Source organism: Janthinobacterium saanense (assembly GCF_014200675.1).
In the GTDB taxonomy this organism is placed as follows: domain Bacteria; phylum Pseudomonadota; class Gammaproteobacteria; order Burkholderiales; family Burkholderiaceae_D; genus Janthinobacterium.
Map to the genome: position 1 here is coordinate 261,781 of NZ_JACHCI010000005.1, position 16,026 is coordinate 277,806.

General features: G+C 62.7%; 13 protein-coding genes. 11 read left to right on the forward strand and 2 right to left on the reverse strand.

The features are described 5' to 3' along the window. The first annotated feature begins 69 nt into the window (after positions 1-69). The 5 genes from HDE72_RS10310 (at position 70) to HDE72_RS10330 (ending at position 4,508) form a co-directional block, all read left to right on the forward strand. On the forward strand, positions 70-954 hold the full coding sequence (locus HDE72_RS10310) for an energy transducer TonB family protein (protein WP_311735215.1): 885 nt from the start codon (positions 70-72) through the stop codon (positions 952-954). Continuing rightward, positions 951-1,796, forward strand: coding sequence for a shikimate dehydrogenase (gene aroE / locus HDE72_RS10315; protein WP_221291226.1), 846 nt, complete (start codon positions 951-953; stop codon positions 1,794-1,796). The genes HDE72_RS10310 and aroE overlap by 4 nt, the downstream gene beginning before the upstream one ends. Further along, a complete protein-coding gene (gene mtgA / locus HDE72_RS10320) occupies positions 1,793-2,518 on the forward strand; it encodes a monofunctional biosynthetic peptidoglycan transglycosylase (protein ID WP_183739969.1) in 726 nt (241 codons plus the stop codon). Before aroE ends, mtgA begins: the two co-directional genes overlap by 4 nt. A gap of 182 nt (positions 2,519-2,700) precedes the next feature. Next, positions 2,701-3,666, forward strand: coding sequence for a magnesium/cobalt transporter CorA (corA, locus tag HDE72_RS10325; protein ID WP_183739971.1), 966 nt, complete (start codon positions 2,701-2,703; stop codon positions 3,664-3,666). A gap of 125 nt (positions 3,667-3,791) precedes the next feature. After that, the gene (locus HDE72_RS10330; RefSeq protein ID WP_183739974.1) at positions 3,792-4,508 is read left to right on the forward strand and encodes an HAD-IA family hydrolase; all 717 of its coding nucleotides are present in this window, start codon (positions 3,792-3,794) and stop codon (positions 4,506-4,508) included. Positions 4,509-4,512: 4 nt separating this feature from the next. Here HDE72_RS10330 and hemL read toward each other — a convergent pair whose 3' ends face one another. Further along, the gene (hemL, locus tag HDE72_RS10335) at positions 4,513-5,802 is read right to left on the reverse strand and encodes a glutamate-1-semialdehyde 2,1-aminomutase (RefSeq protein WP_183739977.1); all 1,290 of its coding nucleotides are present in this window, start codon (positions 5,800-5,802) and stop codon (positions 4,513-4,515) included. A 49-nt stretch (positions 5,803-5,851) separates the two neighbouring features. Then, positions 5,852-6,694: a bifunctional hydroxymethylpyrimidine kinase/phosphomethylpyrimidine kinase gene (gene thiD, locus HDE72_RS10340; protein WP_183739979.1), complete on the reverse strand. Its 843-nt coding sequence runs from the start codon at positions 6,692-6,694 to the stop codon at positions 5,852-5,854. 96 nt (positions 6,695-6,790) lie between these two features. On the opposite strand from thiD, the gene HDE72_RS10345 reads away from it, so the two are divergent. The 6 genes from HDE72_RS10345 to HDE72_RS10370 all read left to right on the forward strand — a co-directional run bounded on the left by HDE72_RS10345 (position 6,791) and on the right by HDE72_RS10370 (position 16,025). After that, the gene (locus HDE72_RS10345) at positions 6,791-6,943 is read left to right on the forward strand and encodes a rubredoxin (protein WP_183740190.1); all 153 of its coding nucleotides are present in this window, start codon (positions 6,791-6,793) and stop codon (positions 6,941-6,943) included. Positions 6,944-7,043: 100 nt separating this feature from the next. Then, complete coding sequence (locus HDE72_RS10350; protein WP_183739982.1) at positions 7,044-7,472, forward strand: response regulator; 429 nt, start codon at positions 7,044-7,046, stop codon at positions 7,470-7,472. A gap of 25 nt (positions 7,473-7,497) precedes the next feature. Then, positions 7,498-7,863, forward strand: coding sequence for a response regulator transcription factor (locus tag HDE72_RS10355; RefSeq protein ID WP_183739985.1), 366 nt, complete (start codon positions 7,498-7,500; stop codon positions 7,861-7,863). Positions 7,864-7,866: 3 nt separating this feature from the next. Continuing rightward, on the forward strand, positions 7,867-8,496 hold the full coding sequence (locus tag HDE72_RS10360) for a chemotaxis protein CheW (RefSeq protein WP_260176601.1): 630 nt from the start codon (positions 7,867-7,869) through the stop codon (positions 8,494-8,496). Further along, positions 8,496-10,724, forward strand: coding sequence for a methyl-accepting chemotaxis protein (locus HDE72_RS10365; protein WP_183739987.1), 2,229 nt, complete (start codon positions 8,496-8,498; stop codon positions 10,722-10,724). The genes HDE72_RS10360 and HDE72_RS10365 overlap by 1 nt, the downstream gene beginning before the upstream one ends. Before the next feature lie 66 nt (positions 10,725-10,790). Continuing rightward, positions 10,791-16,025 carry an Hpt domain-containing protein gene (locus tag HDE72_RS10370; protein ID WP_183739990.1) on the forward strand — a complete coding sequence of 1,745 codons (5,235 nt, stop codon included), beginning with the start codon at positions 10,791-10,793 and terminating at the stop codon, positions 16,023-16,025. Position 16,026 lies beyond the last annotated feature (1 nt).

Sequence of the window (16,026 nt, forward strand, 5' to 3'; positions counted from 1 at the left end):
ATCCCGGCCCCGGTTTGTCGTAGAATTCAGCAATTCCTGTGATGTAATGAAATCAATGCTGGGTTGCGCGTGAAGTCTTTCCGAGAGAACCGATTCCTGATCATTGCCGTGGCAGTATCGCTGCTGGCGCACGGCGCCTTGCTGGCGATGCATTTTGTCGCCCCTGCGCCGCAGTCAGCCGTGGCGGCCGATCCGGGCCTGGAAGTGATACTGGTCAATGCCAAGCATGCTGCCAAGCCACTGAAGGCCGATGCGCTGGCACAAGCTAACCTCGACGGTGGCGGCCAGGCCGACAAGGGCCGCAGCAAATCTCCCTTGCCCGACATGCGCAAGGTGGAAGAGGGCGACAGCGTGCAGGCCAGCGCGCGGCGCATTGCCGAGCTGGAGCAGCAGCAAAAGGAATTGCTGACGCAAGCCAATAAAAGCACTTTCAGCGCGCCACCGATCACCGAAAAAGACAAGCTCAATCCCTTGGCCTCCGGTTCGGACTTGCTCGAAAGCAGCAAAGCCATTGCCCGCATGGCGGCCGAGATCAGCCAGACGGTGGAAGAGCAAAACAAGCGTCCGCGCAAGACCTTCATTACGCCCAGCACGCAGGAAGTCGGTTATGCCATGTATTACAAGACCCTGCAAAAGCGCATCGAAGACATCGGCACCTTGAACTTTCCGCAAAAAAATGGCCGCAAGATGTATGGCGAACTGGTGGTCTACATACCCATCTTCCAGGATGGCACGATATACCAGAAGGATGGCGGCGCCCGCGTCGAACGCAGCTCGGGCAACCCAGCGCTCGATGCTGCCGCCTTGACCATCGTGCGCCGCGCCGCCCCGTTTGGACGCTTTCCACCGAATATGTTGTCGAGCGACAAGGATGACCTCTGGGTCGTGATTACCCGTTTCAAATTTACCCGCGAAGAAAAAATGGAAGCTAATCTGACTGGCGGCAACAATTGAACGCAAACAATATTAACCACGCCGATCAGTATTGCGTCTTCGGCAACCCCATCGCGCATAGCAAATCCCCGTTGATACACGCCGCTTTTGCGCTGCAAACGGGCGAGGCCATCGTGTATGAACGCCGGCTGGCGCCCTTGGATGGTTTTGCGCTGGCGGCGCGCACCTTCGCCGCCGAAGGAGGCAAGGGCGCAAATGTGACGGTGCCGTTCAAGCTCGATGCCTGTGCGCTGGCAAGCGAATTGACGGCGCGCGCGCAGGCGGCTGGCGCCGTCAATACCCTGCGTTTTGATGGCGACACCATTCTTGGAGACAACACCGATGGCGCCGGCCTGGTGGCCGATATCGTGCGCAATGCCGGTGTGACGGTTGCCGGCAAGCGCGTGCTGCTGCTGGGTGCGGGCGGCGCGGCGCGCGGCGTGGTGCTGCCCTTGCTGGAGCAGGGTCCGCAAGAAATTTTCATTGCCAACCGCACGGTGGCCACGGCGGAATCGCTGGTGCAGCAGTTTTCTGATGCCCTGTCGCGCCCTGGTCAATTGCGCGCAGGCGGCTTTGGCGAGCCTGATGGTGTGTACGATATCGTCATCAACGCCACCTCGGCCAGCCTGGCAGGCGACTTGCCGCCCGTGCCAACAAGCATCTTTGGCAGCCACACGCTGGCGCTGGACATGATGTATGGCCCCGCGCCCACCGTCTTCATGGAATTTGCCGCGCAGCATGGTGCGCAGGTGCGCGATGGCCTGGGCATGCTGGTGGAGCAGGCGGCGGAAGCATTTTATGTGTGGCGCGGTGTGCGCCCGCAGACGGCCGCCTTGCTGGCCCAATTGCGGGGTGGACTGTGAACGCCAGGCGCAAGGGCGCAGCCCGCCCGGCCAGCCGCACAAGCTGGATCAAGTGGCTGTTCATCGTGCCGGTGCTGGCGTTTATCGTGGTGCAGCTGTATTTCTTCCTGCAAATATGGTGGTGGATCGATCACAATCCGGGCAGCACGTCTTTCATGCGCGAGCAATTATCGAGTTTGCAGGAAAAGAACCCGAACGCGAGCTTGCAGCATACCTGGGTGCCCTACAACCGCATTTCGAATAACCTCAAGCGCGCCATCATCGCGTCGGAAGATGCGAATTTTTCCGAGCATGACGGCGTCGACTGGGATGCCTTGCAAAAGGCATATGAAAAAAACAGCAAGAAACAAAAGGTGGTGGCGGGCGGTTCCACCATCACCCAGCAACTGGCCAAGAATCTGTTCCTGTCCGGCTCGCGCAGCTATGTGCGCAAGGGCCAGGAGCTGATCATTACCTATATGCTGGAAAGCTTGCTCGACAAGCAGCGCATCTTTGAAATCTATCTGAACGTGGTGGAGTTTGGCACTGGCATCTTTGGCGCCGAAGCGGCCTCCCAGCATTATTACAGGGTCAGCGCCGCTGGCCTGAATGCGGGCCAGGCCGCCAAGCTGGCCGTGATGCTGCCCAATCCCCGCTTTTATGACCGCCACCGCGACACGGGGTATCTGACCCGGCGCACCGGCGTGATCCTGCGCCGCATGGGGGCGGCGGAGCTGCCTTGATCATTGCCGATGTTGAATCATTAAGCATGTTCGAATGACATTATTGTGGCACAGTATTTTTAGCGGAAAAGCATGCTTCAGGGGTGGTCGTGAAAAGGCCTTGCGGGTACACTTGCGCTGTTTTGATTTTTGGCGCCAGCGCCAGCATCTATCGATAACCCAACATCCGGCTGAGAGCGCGCATGATCAATGTCTTTATATTACAGAACGGCCGGCTCAACCAGGTGCCGATCGACAGCCGCGCAGACCTCGAAAACGCCGAACCCGTATGGGTAGACCTGACCGATCCCAGCGACGATGAACGGGCCTGGGTCAAGGCCATCTACAATGTCACCTTGCCGGGCGAAGATGAAGTCAAGGATATCGAAGCATCGGCCCGCTATTACGAAGCGGAAAACGGCGACTTGCATCTGCGCACGGATTTCTTGCGCGAAGAAGACGACGGCCCCTCGCGCGTGATCACGGTGGCCTTTATCCTGGCCCGCAAAATCCTGTTTTCCATGCATACGGATGACTTGCCCGTGTTCCGTTTGGTGCGCATGCGCGCCCGCTCGCGGCCAGGCTCCATCGCCGACTACATGGATGTGTTGCTGGATCTGTACGCCACCGATGCCGAATACTCGGCCGACGTGCTCGAAGGCATCTACCAGAACCTGGAAGAAGTCAGCACGCGCGTGCTGCAAAAGGAATTTACCGATGCGCACGCGGCCGAAGCGCTGAATGCGATTGCCCATGAGGAAGATTTGAATGGCCGTATCCGCCGCAACATGATGGATACGCGCCGCGCCGTGAGTTTTTTGATGCGCGGGCGTTTGCTCAATGGCGACCAGTTCGAGGAAGCGCGCCAGATTTTGCGCGATATCGAATCGCTCGATGGCCACACGTCATTCCTGTTCGACAAGATCAACTTCCTGATGGACGCCACCGTGGGTTTCATCAACATCAATCAGAACAAGATCATCAAGATATTCTCGGTCGCCAGCGTGGCCTTTTTGCCTCCAACCCTGATCGCCAGCGTGTACGGCATGAACTTCAAGTTCATGCCCGAGCTGGAATGGACCTTCGGTTATCCCTGGGCCTGGGGTTTGATGATCAGCAGCGCCATCGCGCCTTTCCTGTACTTCCGCCACCGTGGCTGGCTGAAATAAGGATAGCCACAGTGGCCGGCCGGCACGAAAAGTATCAAGATGTGGCCGGTCAGGCATAGCACGGCCGGCCTGCTTGCTTTAAGCTTGCATGGCGCTTTGTTTGCACCGCCTTTATTGGAGTATTCATGCCTGACACCGCTACACCCCCTCCGCGTTTTACCCATCTGATCAGCGACTGCGACGGCGTGCTGATCGACAGCGAAGCCGTGGCCCTGCAAGCGCTGCTGGCCTTGCTGGCGCCGCATCTGCCCAATCTGCCCGCAGGGAAAACCCTGCAGGGCTTGATCGAGCCGCGCCTGGGCTTGCGCCTGACGCCGCTGATGCATGATATCTATAGCGAACTGGGTTTGCCGCAACTGCCCGACGAAGAGGTGCAGGCGATTGGTCACGCCGTCGATGTGGCTTGCGATGCACAATTGCGCGCCGTGCCCGGCGTGGCGCAGGCGCTGGCCGCGATACCGCTGCCGAAAGCGGTGGCCTCGAACAGCGTCAGCGCGCGCGTGCGCTCGGCGCTGCAGCGCACCGGCATGGCGCCGCTGTTTGATCAGCGCGTGTTTACGCCCGACCTGGTGGGCCACGCCAAACCGCATCCGGGGCTGTACCTGGCGGCGGCCGCCGCGTTTGGCGTGCCGCCGGAACAATGTCTGGTATTGGAAGACAGCGTCACGGGCGTGACGGCTGCCGCGGCGGCAGGCATGACGGTGCTGGGTTTTATCGGCGGCGGCCATATCGCCCCCGGCCAGGAAGCACGCTTGAAAGCAGCCGGCGCGTTTGCCGTGTTCAATGATATGGACAAGCTGCCGGCGCTGGTGGCCGCGCTATTAGAAGGCGCGACCGTCTGAGGCTTTACGCCAGGGTAGCGAACACCTTGCGTGCTGCTGCGATGGTGGCGTCGATCACGGCGTCATCATGCTGGGCCGAGACAAAGCCCGCTTCGAAGGCGGCCGGTGCAAAGTACACGCCTTCGTCCAGCATGGCGTGGAAGAAGGTGTTGAACTTGCTGCGGTCGCCAGCCATCATTTCTGCATAGCTGGTGGGCGGGGTGGCGCTGAAATAAATGCCGAACATGCCACCGATGTAATCGGCGCAGAAGACCACGCCCGCTTCTTTTGCTGCCTGTGTCAGGCCTTCGGCCAGGCGCTTGGCCGTGGCGCCCAGCTGCTCGTAAAAGCCTGGCTGCTGTATCAGTTTCAAGGTGGTCATGCCGGCTGCCACGGCGACCGGGTTGCCCGACAGGGTGCCGGCCTGGTACACAGCGCCCAGCGGCGCCATATGGTGCATCAGCGCAGCGCTGCCGCCGAAAGCCGCCACCGGCATGCCGCCGCCGATCACCTTGCCCAACGCCGTCAGGTCGGGCTTGATGCCATACAGTGCCTGCGCGCCGCCCAGGGCCACGCGGAAGCCGCACATGACTTCATCGAAAATCAAGAGGGCGCCATGCTGCGTGCACAGCTCGCGCATCGCTTGCAGGAATGCCGGCGTGGCTTTCACCAGGTTCATGTTGCCAGCCACCGGTTCGACGATCACGCAGGCGATTTCTGCGCCAAAGCTGTCGAAGGCGTCTTTCAGCTGTTCCACGTTGTTATAGTCGAGTACCAGCGTGTGCTTGACGAAGTCTTCCGGCACGCCGGCCGAGGTCGGGTTGCCGAAGGTGAGCAGGCCGCTGCCCGCCTTGACCAGCAGGGAATCGGCGTGGCCGTGGTAGCAGCCTTCAAACTTGACGATCTTGTCGCGGGCGGTGGCGCCGCGCGCCAGGCGCAGGGCGCTCATGGTCGCTTCCGTGCCCGACGACACCAGGCGCACTTGTTCGATGGACGGTACCAGGCGCGTGATTTCCTCGGCCATCAGCACTTCGCCTTCGGTCGGCGCGCCGAACGACAGGCCCAGCGCGGCGGCGTCCTGCACTGCCTTGATCACTTGCGGGTGGGCGTGGCCGACGATGGCCGGGCCCCAGGAGCCGATGTAGTCGATATAGCGCTTGCCGTCGGCGTCCCAGAAATACGGGCCTTCGGCGCGCTGAATGAAGCGCGGCGTGCCGCCTACCGAGCGGAAAGCGCGCACGGGCGAGTTGACGCCGCCGGGCGTGGTTTTTTGCGCGCGGGCGAACAGGATGTCGTTCTGTGAAGTCGTCGTCATGATGGTACCTTGAATGATGTCGTTGTCGATGTGCGTTGTTGTTCGTTGCTCAGCTGGCGCGCTGGAACAAGCGGTTCGGCACCAGCTTGCCCATGCCGTAGCGCCGCGCATGCGTCAGCGCGCCGGCCGTGAATTCCTGCGCCGCCACCACCGCTTGCGGCACGTCGTCTTCATTGTTCGCCAGTGCCAGCAAAGCCGTGGCCGCTGCCGACAGGGTGCTGCCGGCGCCGTTGAAAATGCCGGGCAGGTGCTGCCATTCGTCGTGGCGCACCACGCCGTCTTCGCCAAACAGGGTATTGGCGCGCAGCTTGCCGTCGCCCATGCCTGATTTTGCCGGGTCGGCCGGCATGCCGGTGACCAGCACGTATTCGCAGCCCAGCGCCACCAGGTAGTCGACATCGTTTTGCAGGGTGTCGGCCGGATCGGCGTCGCGCCAGGTTTCGGCCAGGCGTTCCAGTTCCACCGGCGACAGCACCAGCAAGGTGGTTTGCGGAATCAGCAACTGGCGCACGGCGGTCAGGATATCTTCATCGTCCATGCCCTGCTCCGGCAGCGCCGAGATGAACGGATCGAGTATCAAGGGCACGTTCGGGTAATCGGAGACGATTTCGGCGATTGCCGTGACGTTTTCCACGCTGCCCAGTGCGCCGATCTTGATGGCGGAGACGGCCATGTCTTCCAGCAGCACGCGCGCCTGGTCGGAAACCCAGTCGGGATCGACGGCTTGCATGTCTTCCACGCGCGCCGTGTCGCTGATCAACAGGCCCGTGGTGACCGACAGGCCATGGCAGCCGAAGGCTGAAAAGGTCAACAGGTCGGCCTGGATGCCGATCGCGCCGACAGGATCGGACACGCCGAAGCTTAATATGAGAGGAGAAGTTTGGTTTTGCACGGCGGGTAGATTAAGATACCTAATTCAGCATTTTACTTGATTGAAGGGTGGCAGAACGTGAGTAGCAACGAAACAACGCAGCAATTCCAAACGTGGATGTGTCTTATTTGCGGCTGGGTTTATGATGAAGAGGCCGGCCTGCCCGATGAAGACATCGCTCCCGGCACGCGTTGGGCCGATGTTCCGATGAACTGGACCTGCCCGGAATGCGGTGCGCGCAAGGATGATTTTGAAATGGTAGTTATTTAAGCAATTTTAACCGATCGGCATGCCGTACTCCTCTCGACGCGCTTGATGGCGGCCTATGATATGGTGTACAAGAGAGTGTGCAAGCTTGCCGAATAATCAAATGACGAGTCCACCATTGTCCGATGCTGCGCCTGCCGCCCCGACGATCCTCGTGATCGACGATAGCGCCACCATACGCAGTTCGGTTGAAAAAGTGTTGACCGGGGCCGGTTATCGCGTGGTGGTGGCCGAGGATGGTTTCGATGCGCTGGCCAAGATCGGCGATTGCCGCCCGGCGCTGATCGTGTGCGATATTTTGATGCCGCGCCTCGATGGCTACCGCACCTGTGCGCTGATCAAGGCCAGCGCCGCGTTTCACGCCACGCCGGTGCTGATGCTGTCGGCGAAGGCGGGCTTGTTCGACCGCGCGCGCGGCGCCCTGGCCGGCGCCAGCGATTGCCTGGCCAAGCCTTTGGCGCGCGAGGATTTGCTGGCGGCCGTGCGGCAGCATCTGGGCGCTGGCGTCTGGATGGACCGTATTTTTGAATGACCCAACGCAGCAAGGAAGCAGATAGATGGCCATACATACAATTCTGATCGTCGATGACTCGCCGACAGAACGCTACTACCTGAGCGAAATGCTGGTGCGCGCCGGTTACGCCGTGAGCACGGCGCAGGACGGCGCCGACGCGCTGGCCCAACTGAAAACGGCCAAGCCTGACCTGATTCTAATGGATGTGGTGATGCCGGGGGCGAATGGTTTTCAGATCACCCGCGCCATCGCGCGCGATCCCGATCTGCAGGACGTGCCGGTGATTATCTGTTCCAGCAAGAGCCAGGAAACAGACCGCATCTGGGGCTTGCGCCAGGGTGCGCGCGACTACCTGGTCAAGCCCGTGGTCGAAGCTGACCTGCTGGCCAAGATCGCAGCGCTTTCTTAAATAATGGACACGATGCCTGGCAATGCCACGCCCATCGCCGTTTCTGCACATGCACTTGCCGACCTGCCTGCCGCTGAAACCGGCGTACGGCGGGGACGCTTGCGCCAGTACCAGATGCAATTGCTGGAGCGCGTGCAGGCGGCGCGTTCCGGCGCCGTAGCGGCCCGCAAGGAACTGGGCGTGATCGTGGGCGGCCAGCACTGCCTGCTGGACTTGACGCAGCTGGGCGAGATCGTCATCCCGGCCGGCATGCAAATCCAGGGCGTGCCGCTGGCGCAGCACTGGTATCTGGGCCTGGCCGCCATGCGCGGCCGCCTGACGGCGATCATCGACCTGGCCCGTTATCGCGGCGACGCCGCCTGCGCAATCAGTGCCGACAGCCGTATCATCACCTTTGCTCCCCGCCTGGGACTCAATTGCGCACTGCTGGTCGAGCGCGTGCTGGGTTTGCGCCAGCAGCACGGCATGCTCGCCGGCGCCGCCGCATCTGAGGCTGCGCCTTGGGCCCGGCCGTATTCCCTACGCGATGGCGGACAGCAGTGGCTGCGCCTGGACCTGGCGCTGCTGGCGCAGGAAGCGCGGTTTCTGGACGCCGGCTTTGGCAGCGCCAGCCTGTATGGAGAGCATCGCTGATGGCCGCTCACTCCCCTATCCTGGCCGCTGGCAGTGCAGAGCATGCTGATGGCGTGATCTTGCCGGGCGACCTGCCGCTGCGCCTGCGCGACGCGCTGGGGCGGCGCAAGTCGCTGGCCACTGCGCCGGCCAGGGATTTGAAGCTGCCCCTGATCGGCCATTTGCCGCTGCAAAAACAATTGAGCATCCTGTCGACCGTGATGGCCTTGAGCCTGGCGGCCAGTCTGCTGTTCGTGGGTTTGAATACGCGCAGCGGCAATATCGCTTCGGCGCAGACGCAGCTGGCCAGCGATGCGCTGATGCATTCGCAGCGCATCGGCAAGGCCGCGCCCAATGCCGTGCAGGGCAACCAGGATGCGTTTCGCCAGCTGGAAGAAAGCCGCAATGAGCTGAACCAGGATTTTCGCCTGATGGCGCGCGGCGGCACCTATCACGGCCGCGACATCGGCGAATCGCGCTCCACCCTGCTGGCGGCGGTGGCGGACGCGCGCAAAAAATGGGCTAGCAGCGACCGCGCGGCCAGCACCATCCTGCGCCTGAAGGCGGAACTGGGCGACTTCGACAAGGCCTTGCAGCAGTTGAACGCACTGTCGCCCGCCTTGCTGGCGCAGACCGAGGAAATCGCCGCACTCAAGCTGCAACGGGGTGGCAATGGCCACGACCTGGCGGTTGTCGGCCGCCTGATGATGCTGACCCAGCGCATGAGCCGCAGCGCCAGCGAGTTTCTCGCTTCCGGCAGCATCAGTTCGGAAACGGCTTTTTCGCTGGGCCGCGACACGACTTATTTTCGTTCCGCCGTCGATGGCCTGCTCAATGGCAGCGTCTCGCTGCAACTGGCGCCCACGCGCGATCCGGAATTGCGCGACCGCCTGGTGGCGCTGAAAGCCAATTTTGACCGCTACCAGAAGCTGGTGTCGTCCATCCTCGACCGGCTCGACAAATTCAGCGCGGCGAAAGGCGCCGAGCAGCTGATCTTCAATGAAAATGAAGACTTGCGCCAGCGTTTGACCCTGCTGCAGCAGATGTATCACGCCAACCAGGAAACCCTGGGCCTGGAATTCTGGCTGATGGTGGCCGGCGTGCTGGTGACCTTGATCGGTGCGGCCGGCATTGGCCGGGTGTTGCTGCAAGACTCCGTCAACCGCACGCACGATGCCGAGCGGCGTCGCCAGGAGGCGGAAATCTTGCGCTTGCTGTCGCAGGAAAAAGAAGAAGAGGCCAAGGCCAAGAATGAGCAGAGCCAGGCCGCCATCCTGCGCCTGATGAATGAACTGCAAAAGGTGGCCGATGGCGACCTGACGGTGCAGGCGACGGTGTCGGAAGACATCACGGGCGCCATCGCCGATTCCGTCAACTACACGGTGGAAGAGTTGCGCGGCCTGGTCGGGCGGGTGACGGCCACCGCCGAACAGGTGAACCGCGCGTCGACGCAGGCGCAAAGCATTTCCAGCAAATTGCTGATCGCTTCGCAGCAGCAGTCGCGCGAGATTCTCGACGCCAGCGCCACGGTGGTCAATATGGCCAATGCGATTACCGACGTGTCGAAATCGGCCAGTGAATCGGCCGACGTGGCGCGCCAGTCGGTGGCGGCGGCGCTGCAGGGATCGACGGCGGTGGAAAACGCCATCAAGGGCATGCATGAAATCCGCGAGCAAATCCAGGATACTTCCAAGCGCATCAAGCGCCTGGGTGAATCGTCGCAGGAAATCGGCGAAATCACCGAGCTTATTTCCGACATCACGGAACAGACCAATGTGCTGGCGCTGAACGCCGCCATCCAGGCCGCATCGGCTGGCGAGGCGGGACGCGGTTTTTCCGTGGTAGCCGAAGAGGTGCAGCGCCTGGCTGAACGCTCGGCCGCTGCGGCCAAGCAGATCGGCGCGCTGGTGCGCACGATTCAGGCCGACACCCAGGACGCCACCCGGGCGATGGAAAAATCGACGCAGGGGGTGGTCGAAGGGGCGCGCCTGTCCGACGCGGCCGGCGCGGCCCTGAGCGACATCAGCCAGGTATCGAAACACCTGGCGGAACTGATCCAGGGCATCTCGTTCGCCACCGGCGCGCAGGCTGGTTCGGCCAGCGGCGTGGCCTTGAATATCCAGCACATCCTGAGCGTGACGGAGCAGACCCAGGATGGCACGCAGCAAACGGCGCAGTCGATTCATAAACTGTCGATGCTGGCGCAGGAACTGAAAAATTCGGTGTCGCGGTTCCGCGTCTCCGCGTAAGGTCTGGCAGACGCCGTCAAGATAGGGTGTTGCGATTTCGCGTACGATTGATTAACCGAGGCATGCATGAGCACAGCTGATAGTCCGCAACAATCCAGGCAGTTCGACAGCGAGCCCTTGTCATGGGTGATGGCGGAAATCCGCGAAGCGCTGGGCCGCTCCAAAACGGCCTTGTTCGAGGCCGGCGGGCGCGAACGCGAAGAACGCGCCACCGCTTTGCAGCATGCACGCTCGCATTTGCATCAGGCGCATGGCGCGCTGGTGATGGTCGACGTGGAAGGCGCCAGCATGCTGACGGCCGGTGCGGAACAGGCGCTGGCGCGCTTTCGCGACGGCAGCCTGGAATACACGGTCGATCATGCACAGGTCGTGAGCGAGCTGTATCAAGCGATTGTCGAATACCTGGAAGACTTGCTGGCTGGCGCACCGGCGCAGGCAACGCGCTTGTTCCCGTATTACCGCGCGCTGCAAACCATGCTGGGCGCGGAGCGCATCCATCCGGCCGAGCTGTTTTTCCCGCCCGCGCCACCGCCCGGCTTGTCCATCGCGCTGGCCGAGCCCGTGATCGCCGCCGATTATCCGGCCTGGCGCACGCGCTTTGAAAAATCTTTATTACCGTTTCTGAAGGCCCAGGAACCGCAGGCGCAACGCCAGCACGCCGCTGCCCTGCATGACACCTTGATGCTGGTGGCCGATGCGCAGCACGATGGTTACGCGCGTACCTTCTGGTTTGCCATGCAAGCTTGCGCCGAGCTGGCAGCCAGCGGGCAGGGCGCGGGCAGCCTCGCCTCTAGCCTCTACCTGAAGCAGCTGTTTGGTTCGATGAACCAGCAATTGCGCCGTCTGGCGCAAGGTACGGGCACTTTGCCCGAGGCGCTGCTGCGCGAAGCCCTGTTCTTCATCAGCAGCGCCCAAGAGCCGACACCGGCGGCGCAGCAGTTGCGCGCCGTGTTCGCACTCGATGGCTTGCTGCCAGACGACGTGGAAACGCGGCGTTATGGCCAGGTCGACCAGGACGCCCTGCAGGGTGCATGCGCGGCGCTGGCCCAGGCACGCACCAGCTGGACCCGATTGGCGCAAGCCGATCTCGATCCTGCGCTGGCCGGCGCGTTCGATACTTCCTTGCAGCAGGCGGCGCAGCATGCCGAGACCTTGAAAGTGCCGGCCCTGGCCAGCCTGCTGCGCCAGTGCGCGCAAGTGGCAAGGTTAGCCGTCAGCAGCGGGCGCAGCGCGGCGCTGGAGCAGGAGATCGGCACGGCGCTGCTGTTCGCCGAAACGGGCCTGGAGCAGTTGCGCCGCCTGCCCGACGACTTTGCAGGCAATGCCGAAACCATCGCTGCGCGCCTGCAGGCGCTGCAGGCTGGTGAGGCGCCGCCGTCCTTTGTCGCGGGCGAACTGACGCGCCAGATCGAGCAGGGGCAAAGTATCGCCGCCCAGGCCGAAGCGATGAAGTCTGGCTTGCGCCAGGTAGAAAAAAAGCTCAACGACTACTATGCCGATGCCTCGCGCCTGCCGGCCCTGGCCGATGCAGGGCCCGTGCTGCAGCAGATGCAGGAGACGCTGGCCGGCCTGTCGCAGGATGACGCCGTGGCCGCCGTGCGCCAGGTGGCACTGGCGGTCAGCCAGCTGGCGCCGGGCACAGACGCTGAAGTACTGGACGACATCGCGCAAAACGTCAGCGCGCTGGGATTTTTTGTCGATATGCTGGGCCGCAATGCCGCCGCCGCCAGGGGACGCTTTCATTTTGACGCCGCTGCAAACACCTTCCGCGCGCTGCCGTTCGAGAAAGTGGCCGCTGCCAGCACTGTGCCGGTACCGCTGCTGGACCAGGAATTGCCGGTGGTCCCGCCATCGTCTGCCGATGTAGCTGCGCTACCCGAGGGTATCGACGCCGAGATGCTCGATATCTTTTTGGCGGAAGCGCGCGAAGTGCTGGCTTTTATCGACACCACCCTGGCCTTGCCGCGCGAGCAGGCTGCCAGCGGCGAACACCTGGCCATGCTGCGCCGCTCCTTCCACACCCTGAAGGGCAGCAGCCGCATGATAGGCCTGGCGCAGTTTGCCGTAGCGGCGGGCGCCATCGAACGCGTCTTGAATACCTGGCTGGCCGAGTCGCGCCCGGCCAGCGACGATTTGTTTACCCTCTTGAATTACGGCTGGTACCAACTCAGCGAATGGGTGGCCGAACTGGAAGGCGGCAGTGGCCAGGAGCGCGAAGCGGGCATGCTGCTGGACGCCGCCGGCCGCGTGCGCGATGGCGGACCATTCGAATTGCGCAAGCCGCGAGTGGAATCAGCAGCGCTAAAGCCGCTTGAAAAACCGGCCGTGCCACTGGTCAGCAATGGCAATGTGATCGGTTTGCCATTGGCCACCGCGCCCGCGCCGCACCAGGCGACCGAAGATAATCTGAAGCATGTGGGCGAGCTGCGCATCAGCCTGCCCCTGTATAACATTTACCTGGCCGAGACGGACGAATTGCTGCGCGTGCTCACGCGCGATTTCGGCGAGTGGCGCCATGAACAGCGCGCCGTCAGCGGCGATGCGCTGCAAGCCGTGCACACGCTGGCCGGTTCCTCGGGTACGGTCGGGTTTATCGCCTTGCGCGACCTGGCGCACGCGCTGGAAGTGGCCATCGAGACGGCGGTGCCGCCCGTGACGGGCTTGCTGGACGCGCAGCACGATGTGCTGGAGCGCGCCACGCAAGTCATCGCGCAGATGCTGCAGGCGTTTGCGCTGGGCGACCTGGCGCCGGCGCAGCCGGACACGATAGCAGCACTCAACGCGCTGTGGCGGGAACTCACGGCGCCGCCATCCGACAGCGCCGCGCAGCAGCTCGAAACGCTGTTTGCGGATATGTACGCCAGCATCGTTGGCGCACCCGCGCAGGAAGCGCCGGCGATTGCCTCTGCAGTGGAAGTGCCGCAACTCGATGCGCTGTTTGAAGCCGCCTACGCCAGCATCATCGGCAGCGATGACTTGTTCGACAGCGGCTTCGATCACGCGGCCATGCTGGAACACGTGGACCCCGAGACGCCAGCGGCCATGCCGGTATCCGTGTCGGCCGATGCCGCTGCGCTGCTGGCAGCCAGCGCCGGCATCAGCGATGAACTCGATCCTGAATTATTGTCCGTGTTCCTCGAAGAAGGGGCCGACCTGCTGCCGCGCATCGGCGAAGCGCTGCGCAGCTGGCAGCAGCAGCCGCACGACAGCAGCCAGGCGCAGATGCTGCTGCGTACCCTGCACACGGTCAAGGGCAGCGCGCGCATGGCCGGTGCGATGCGCCTGGGCCAGCATGCGCATGAAATCGAGACGCATATCGAAAACATGCTGCATGCGGGCACCGCCACGCCGCAAGCGTTCGAGGAATTGCTGGCCCATTACGACCATGCGCAGCACCTGTTCGAACAATTGCAGCAACCGCTGCTGCCCTTGCCGGGCATGGAAGAGACGCCCGTGGTGGAGCCCAAGGCCGCGCTGGTGCGCGTGCGTGCCGATATCCTCGACCGCCTGGTGAACCAGGCAGGTGAAGTGTCGATTACGCGCTCCAAGATGGAAAATGAAATAGGTTTGCTGGGCGCCTCGATGGCTGAATTTTCAGACAACCTGGCGCGCTTGCGGCGCCAGTTGCGCGAAGTAGAAATGCAGGCCGAATCGCAAATCGCCTCGCGCATGGCGGTGGGCAGCGAGCGCGATTTCGATCCGCTGGAATTCGACCGTTTTACGCGCTTGCAGGAACTCACGCGCATGATGGCTGAAAGCGTCAACGACGTGGCCTCCTTTTATGAAAACCTGCGCCATGGCGTCGATGCCGTGGGCGACGACCTGGTGCTGCAGGCGCGGCTGACGCGCGAACTGCAGCGCGACCTGATGCAGGTTCGCATGGTGCCGTTTGCCAGCATCGCCGAGCGATTGTTCCGGGTGGCGCGGCAAAGCGCCAAGGAAGTCGACAAGCGGGTCAACCTCGATATTCGCGGTGGCAGCGTGGAGATCGACCGCAGCGTACTGGAACGCATGGCCGCGCCATTTGAACACTTGCTGCGCAATGCCATCGTGCACGGCATCGAGGCGCGCCAGGCGCGGGTGCAGGATGGCAAGAACGAGACGGGCGAATTGCTGCTGCAGGTCAGCCAGCAGGGCAATGAAGTGGCGATCGCTTTTTCCGACGACGGCGCGGGCCTGGACCTGGAACGCATACGCAGCAAGGCGCACAGCGCGGGCCTGGTGGCGCCAGACGCGCCACTGAGCGATGCGCAGGCGGCCGACCTGATTTTTGCCCCCGGCTTTTCTACCGCCGACAGCCTGACGGAACTGGCGGGGCGCGGCTTTGGCATGGATATCGTGCGTTCCGAAGTGCTGGCGCTGGGTGGACGCGTGGAGACGCTGTCCACGCCGGGCCAGGGTTTGCGCTTCACGATACATTTGCCCTTGACCCTGGCCGTGACCCAGGTGGTGCTGCTGGTGGCGAACGGGCAAACCTATGCCTTGCCTTCCGTGCTGGTGGAACAGGTGCTGCACCTGAAAGGCGAGCAGCTGGCGCAGGTGCGCGTTACTGGCCGTATCGAGTCGCACGAACAATCGCTGGCCCTGCAGCATTTGTCGGCCATGCTGGGCGAGACGCCGGTGCCAGATGAGGCGCAGCGTTATGTGCCCGTGCTGTTGCTGCGCAATGGCAATGACAGGCTGGCGCTGGAAGTGGATGAAGTGCTGGGCAACCGCGAAGTGGTGGTGAAAAACGTGGGGCCGCAGCTGGCGCGCATGCCGGGCATCGCCGGCGCCACGGTGCTGGGCACGGGCGATATCGTATTGATCCTGAATCCGGTGGCACTGGCGCAGCATCTGGAACATCATCCCGAACTGCTGTCGCAATATGCGCTGGCAGCAGGCGAGCATCGCAGCGCAGCGACCGTGCTGGCCGCGCCGCGTGCCTGCGTGATGGTGGTCGACGATTCGCTGACCGTGCGCCGCGTGATGCAGCGTTTGTTCGAGCGTGAAGGTTATCAGGTGCTGCTGGCCAAAGATGGCGTCGATGCGCTGGAGCAGTTGCATGAACTGCCGGCAGCCGCGCTGCCGGCGCTGCTGCTGGTCGATATCGAGATGCCGCGCATGGATGGTTTTGACTTGACGCGCAATGTACGCAGCGATGCGAAAACGCAGGCCATTCCCGTCGTCATGATCACCTCGCGCAGCGCCGATAAGCACCGCCAGCACGCCCTGGAGCTGGGCGTGAATGCCTACTTCGGCAAGCCCTTCCAGGAACAGGAATTGCTGGCCGAAGTCGAACATCTGCTGGCAGGCGGCTGAT